This is a genomic window from Komagataeibacter melaceti (assembly GCF_003403295.1).
GTDB lineage: Bacteria > Pseudomonadota > Alphaproteobacteria > Acetobacterales > Acetobacteraceae > Komagataeibacter > Komagataeibacter melaceti.
This window is the reverse complement of the sequence record NZ_QUWV01000129.1, coordinates 1-6,242: the sequence shown is the minus strand read 5'-3', so window position 1 is coordinate 6,242 and position 6,242 is coordinate 1. Positions and strand designations below refer to the sequence as shown.

Genomic DNA, 6,242 nt, shown 5'->3' with positions numbered 1-6,242 from the left:
TAGAGAACACGAAACCGGCCTGTAAAGCATTAAATGGTGGGGTGGGTTACTTCTCCGGCGGCGCCTTGCGCGTCCCGCCTCGTTTCCCCGCCTTTTTTGCGGCTTTGTAGGCCTCTGCGCTCCTTGCGCGTGACCTGGCCCGCCTGGCCAGCACCCTTTCCACGGCGGACCGTCGAGGTTGCTTCGGACTGCCCTTCTCATCCGGGGCCGGATTCCCCGCATCGGCTTCTTGAGCTGGCGGTTCCGGGGGACGCGGCGGTCCGGCGAGTTTCTCCTCCAGAAGCGGGCCAGGTTCTTCGGTCGTCCGGCCATGCCCCAGACCTGTTTCCAGAGCTATTGTCGAGCGTCGCTCCGCGTGGCTCGGGGCGGTCATGGGATAATCTGCCGGCAGGCCCCATTTCTCGCGATATTGCTCGGGCGTCATCCGGTGCGCCAGATGGAGATGGCGCTTGAGCATCTTCAGCTTCTTCCCGTCTTCAAGGCACACGATATGGTCAGGGAAGAGCGTTGCGGATATGCGCGCATCCGAAAGCGTGGCGGTGGTCCCAGCGCCGACCGGGGTTCTGGCGGGCGCATATTCCGTAATGGTCGACATGACATCGCGGATCAGGGCGGGAATGGCCTCGGGCGTGACCACCGTATGTGCATTGGCAAGATAGGCCGACACGATACTGGCCGTAGCCGTGATGACCGTCTGGCTTTCGCCATCCGAGTGATCCAATGAAATATCCTCCTGCCACCGCATATCTGTCAGATATTTAGTAATGTGCCCGAGCGCGTTCCCGGGCACAACCGGACATGGATGGGCAGGTGTTTCGCTCATGATCAGGTCGGGATGAGGCCCTTCTTATCTGGCCCCATCCGGATGCCGTTGGGAAGATCATAAGGTGCGGTGAGCCTGGCGGGATCAGATAGCCATGCCAACTGTTTGCCAATCCCCAGCCCGGCCATTGGCACAATGGCGCGGGGGCCCAGCCGCGAAGCAAGGGGCTGGCGGTAACGTGCGCCAGCGAGAAGAATGATCGGGGAGGACTGGGAATGTCCACGCTCGACAAGCTGGCTGACAACCCGCTCGCCCCAGGCCCGGCGATCTGCAGCCAGCATGGTCATCAAGGTCTGTTCGTATGGCGCGATTACATCATCAGGCACGACAAGGCCGTGTAACGCCGAAAGGACATACCACGGTGCTCCCTGTGCTTCGACGTAGGCGCGTGCTTTCCGAAACCACGGCGACTGGTAGAGGTCTGCCGCCCGCATTGGCCCTGACGCCTTTCTCTTGACGCAGGCGATCAGATGCAGGGGCGCTGTGGGGGACATGATCTGCTCCTGGTTACAGTAACCGCGTCTTCTTTCCCTGCTTCTTCAGTAGGGAAACGGCCTTTTTGTCGAATGAGACGAATGTTTCTCCACCCAACCAGGCGCCTTCGTGAGCGATAACACCATCGGCGAAATCACCGCCAGCTTCCAGAAACGCCAGACCGGCTTCGACGGCGGGACGGTTCATCACCACATTGCTCGTGCCGAGTAATGCGCGAACGGCTGTGGCGACGTCACCCTTTGGCAGTTTTGCCCCCTGACGGAGTATCCATACCAGCTCGCACAGGGAAGGCAGTGATACGGCAATCAGGGACGCGTCAGTCAGTACCTTTCGCGCGGCCCGGCACTGGGCTGTATCATCCTGAAGGATGGCACGCGCAAGCACATTCGTATCGGCGATGATCTTCACTTGTCGGCCAGTTCGCCAGCCCAGCCAGCCGCAGCAATCGTGTTCATCTCGTCAATCGTGAGCGGCTTGTTCAGTTTCACCCGGCCATCGAGGCAATGCAGGAAATTATCAATGCTGCCAGATGGCCGAGCGGCGCGCACACGCACTTCACCACCGGGCAGTTTTTCAAAATCTACCCGCTGCCCGGGCTGGACACCAAGATGTTCAAGAAGTTCACGCTTGAGCGTGACCTGGCCTTTTGCGGTGACGGTTAACGATGCCATGGAACCCTCCTCTCTCTTGAACCAAGAGAGTAAGGCGTTACCGCCTTACTTGCAAGGCAATTCATACAGGAGCGTCATGCGCTGCGTCGGCGGGTCCGATGACGCACCTACATGCAGTGGCCTCATAACAGGCGATAGGGGTCTTTGAACGCTCTGATCCCGATGAAAACGCCCGGTTCATCCGGATCTTAATGAAGGACTTTATGATGCGTTGTTTGCTTCCTCTGACGGTACTTGCAGTCGTCGCCACAAACGCGACCATGTGGACGCCCGCCAATGCAGCAGCCCCGGTTTCAAAGCCATTGTCCACATCGGCGAGCCCTGATGACAATCTGGTGTCGATCAGTGAGATGAACCCGATCGCCAGATGGCGAGAAACCGACTTCTCCATCGTAGCCGATGGTCGGGACGTTTCCATTGTGAATGATACGAAATCAGCCGACACACATGATGCTGCGTCTCCGCTGCCGGGCGGACGAGTGCTGGTGAAGGTCCGGAGCGAGACAACATGTCTGACGGGACTGGAGCCGATCAAGGAGAAGGGCCGAAATATCCGCACGCCTGTGTTTCGTCACGCAAGATACGAAACCGCGCTGATCTTGGCAGGACGACAGAGAAAGGCAGTTGACGTGCCGGTAGCGGTGGCCAGGTGGCCACCGTCATTATGTCCCGGTCCGAATAATGTGGGGGCTGCCCCTGACCGGTCTGACACCCTTGGACGCAGCGGCCGTGGGCTGGCAGGAACACTGGCGATCGTTCACCAAACCCGCCCTGTGTCGGCCCACCTTCCGGCCGTAAGGAATGGGCCAGTAGCAGACGCAGACATCCCTTACGACGACCAGACGCCCCGCGGGACGCGGTAATCCTGCCCGCTTCAATTCCATTGTACTTGACGAGCGTAATTCCCGTGCCACAAACATTCATATCGTCGAATGACAGCAATTGGGGAGGGCGGCATGTCAGATTCCACGGGGCGGGAAGAAAAAATTATGCACTCGGATGTGGAAAGCTTATTTTTTTCGGGAATGAATATCGTTTTCCACCATCATAATCGATCTCATTTGGAGAATTAAATTGATAGAAGCAGCCCACACACAGAGTGATATCGACACTTTATTGAAAAACTATACTTGTATTGTAAAAAGTTTATCTGATAATATCGCTCGCGAAATAAAAGCCACGGGTCTTATTCACCAGAATTATTGGAAAAACGAACTTAATATATTCGACGAAACTGTCACGGTTTTTATCGAGGAAGATTTACGTAAAGATAGGTTTTCTATAGACGGAATACGAGGAAAAACACGCAATACTAATGATCGTGGCATAACTATTAATGGACTCTCAAGATCAGGAGGTGAAGAACAGAAGTTTTATGACGGAATGTCAGAAACCGAACAAGAGATCTCAATTCGGATTTCTCACGTTATGATTCATGAACTTGTACATATGTTACAAAAAATAAAAAACCCCGAATACTTTCTTACTGGGGATGGCACGGAGGCTGCTAGATTAGGTACCGATGCAGAAACAAGTGAGGACAATAATGCCCCTGATAGAGTAGAGAAATATCTTCTTTATTTACAGTGCAAAAGTGAAATGGAAGCTCACTCTGCTCAATTGGCAGTTGAAATGTTCTTACGTTATGGTGAAGGGCTTTCTAAGAACGATTATATTAATAACGTTAAATCGTCTGATCTATATAATCATATCATGAAGAAAGATGACGGCACATATACGGAAGAAATGACGACTGTTATTTACGGAATCATAGAAAGTTCGTGGGGTTCTTATTCCGAATTATAGTCTGATAAATGAATAAGGACTTCCGCTTTCAGAAAACCATAAAGCGTATCCACGTGTCCCGAATGAAGGCGACTGCGGCCTGTCTGCTCCTTTATCACTGAGCAGACAGGCAGATCAGGGGGGGGAAGCGGAATGTCTGCTCCTAAGCGGGTTGAAGAGACACGCTGCCATCCAAGTGATAGATGGATGGCATACGTCGGAGAATATTTCAGGCGCGTTTATGGCTGTTAGGGACCACTATGCTTAGGATCCTGACACATATACTGGATCGAGTGACGCAACTCGGAGCCAGGTTTTTCCGGGATGGTGTCAATGGACATGCTGTCGGATATCTGGTGTTTTAAGCGCATCTTGCTTTCGCTCCGAGGCGACAATCTCACCACCGCACGCTACCGCCCGAACGTATAATGACAATACTAATAAATGAATGGATCAACTTTATCTCCGAAATGGAAAATAAATCTACCCAATTCTCGATGAGGATGCGACGTGCGTAAAAATAACCATAATCCAGAGCTAAAGAATTTTGACGTCGAATTATATCACGATCAACTCGGACGACTAGGATCTGGGGTTTTATCTTTCGGAGGCAATCAATGGGCTTGCGTCAATCTCTTAATCTCAGACAACGCCCTAGAGTTGCGCGCGGACGACGCGAAATTTGATCTCATTAAGGCGGTAACGAACGAAGGAAGCACATTTTGTCTCTGTGATTGCAAGGTTAACGGTATTGCTCTTTACGCGGACTATGTGATCGACGGCGATTTAAAAGAAGCGGCGGTTGACTCAATTTCAGTGCGTTACAGTGACGTATCAGAATGGTTTCTCCACTGGCGAACGGTTGACGGTTCAGTTGGTAAAACGCTCAGCTGGACACGAATCCCGAAGGATATCAATGTCAGCGTCGAAACAGATAATGAGCACTTCGATCTACGAAGCGCGTATTGTAGTTCTCGTAGCCAATTGGGGGAGGATCTCGTACTACATGAGCATGTGGAGTTCATTTTTTCGGCGAGGGCGAGCAAGTTCAGCCTTGCAGATGTGAAGGCAAAGACCCATGAACTCTCATGCTTACTTTCTATTTTGCTAGCCTACCCAGCCACTATCATAAGCATTATTGTTTCACAGGGATCTGGTCGCTCCTATCGGATCTATTTTCCCACATTTGAACGACCCCAACGGACCAAAGATGATAGTAGCTTTTGGGTTCGGTGCTTTATCCAACAGCCTGCGTTAGACGGACGGTGGCAGTCGATTTTCGACCACTATTACCAATCTAAGTACAGAAAGGTTTGTTGGGTACGTCTGTCAGGCATGCAGCGATATGAAGGATTTTGGGAATACAAAGCACTTGGTTATGTCAGTCTCTTAGATAGCTATCTGAACATTAGATTTGATAAAGTCTCCTTCTCTGAATCTCTACCACCTTCCTCGAGGAAATTACGAAAATTCCGTCAGGATCTTGCAAAAGAACTTCCAACCATACTCTCTAATGAGAGAGATAAGATCGTCGAACTCGCCAATAAGTCATTTTCCTCAAACAAATTCAATTTAGAAGATAAATATAAACTGGCGCTTAAAGAGACAGATGCTGATATTACGAAAATTATCAATCTATCAGAGGAGGAGTTCTCTCTGATTAAGAAAGTTCGCAATCGCGTCGCGCATGGAGATGATCATGGCTTAAAGCAGGAACAGTTTCCTGTCGTGATCCGTGCTGAGTCAAAGATCGCGTTGCTTCTGACCTACTGGGCATTTTTGGATTTCGGCCTCACGACACAAGAATTTATCACGTGCTTAGAAAAGACGCATAGCAAGCTCAAACTCGCTGCCATGATCGATAAAGTCCATATGGACCGCGTTACCGGGAGTGCCGATTTTTTTTCAGTCACGATAGAAGAGCTTCAGTTGCTTAAAGGAGAGAAGGGACTACGAGTTCATGGTTGTTGCATCGAAGATGATCTTGGAAATATTACGTTTTCCGAAGAATATACCAAGATGTATAAAGATTGGATACATGATCCAACCAAGACATCGAATATACATGATCCTGAAAGAATTTTTGGTGTTTCTAAGAACCGTGCTAGGTTCGTTAATCAAGGATATTTTGAATGCGAAGAAGATAATTTCCGAGTACATTGTATGTGGATCATCAAGTAGACTAATTTTTTTTCAAATATACCCGCCATTCTGAGTTGGCAAATGTCGGTTTTTTACATACCCGCTCCGGAGCGTTAAGAAGAAGTTTTCAACGTCAAGCTGCTGCTTTTCGTGTGGGGTTGGCAGCCCGGCGTGAGCTAGCGGGAGTGGACAAGATGGCAAGTTAGCCCACCCTGCAGGGGCATATGATGGTTCTAACTGACGTGCCCCCTTTTTTGTATCCACTCAAAAGGAGAGTTCCCGTTTTTTATGGCTTTGGGTTGATGGGATGACAAGTGTCTCGGGGG

Annotated in this window: 7 protein-coding genes; 2 read left to right on the top strand and 5 right to left on the bottom strand. The window is 50.7% G+C overall.

Features of this window, described 5'->3' with window-relative positions:
* Positions 1-46: 46 nt before the first annotated feature.
* The 5 genes from DY926_RS13300 to DY926_RS17050 form a co-directional block, all read right to left on the bottom strand.
* Positions 47-721, bottom strand: a complete 675-nt coding sequence (locus DY926_RS13300) for a MucR family transcriptional regulator (RefSeq protein ID WP_241503214.1) — start codon at positions 719-721, stop codon at positions 47-49.
* 104 nt (positions 722-825) lie between these two features.
* Positions 826-1,317 carry a DUF6884 domain-containing protein gene (locus tag DY926_RS13295; protein ID WP_148707795.1) on the bottom strand — a complete coding sequence of 164 codons (492 nt, stop codon included), beginning with the start codon at positions 1,315-1,317 and terminating at the stop codon, positions 826-828.
* A 13-nt stretch (positions 1,318-1,330) separates the two neighbouring features.
* Positions 1,331-1,726 carry a type II toxin-antitoxin system VapC family toxin gene (locus tag DY926_RS13290; protein ID WP_116703800.1) on the bottom strand — a complete coding sequence of 132 codons (396 nt, stop codon included), beginning with the start codon at positions 1,724-1,726 and terminating at the stop codon, positions 1,331-1,333.
* Positions 1,723-1,989 (bottom strand): AbrB/MazE/SpoVT family DNA-binding domain-containing protein, encoded by a 267-nt coding sequence (locus DY926_RS13285; RefSeq protein WP_116703799.1) that lies wholly within the window; start codon positions 1,987-1,989, stop codon positions 1,723-1,725. Before DY926_RS13285 ends, DY926_RS13290 begins: the two co-directional genes overlap by 4 nt.
* Before the next feature lie 61 nt (positions 1,990-2,050).
* Positions 2,051-2,380 carry a hypothetical protein gene (locus DY926_RS17050; RefSeq protein WP_148707794.1) on the bottom strand — a complete coding sequence of 110 codons (330 nt, stop codon included), beginning with the start codon at positions 2,378-2,380 and terminating at the stop codon, positions 2,051-2,053.
* Between the two features lie 683 nt (positions 2,381-3,063).
* On the opposite strand from DY926_RS17050, the gene DY926_RS17045 reads away from it, so the two are divergent.
* Together DY926_RS17045 and DY926_RS13280 are read left to right on the top strand one after the other, a co-directional pair.
* Positions 3,064-3,795 (top strand): hypothetical protein, encoded by a 732-nt coding sequence (locus tag DY926_RS17045; RefSeq protein ID WP_148707793.1) that lies wholly within the window; start codon positions 3,064-3,066, stop codon positions 3,793-3,795.
* A gap of 489 nt (positions 3,796-4,284) precedes the next feature.
* On the top strand, positions 4,285-5,955 hold the full coding sequence (locus DY926_RS13280) for an ApeA N-terminal domain 1-containing protein (RefSeq protein WP_116703798.1): 1,671 nt from the start codon (positions 4,285-4,287) through the stop codon (positions 5,953-5,955).
* Positions 5,956-6,242 lie beyond the last annotated feature (287 nt).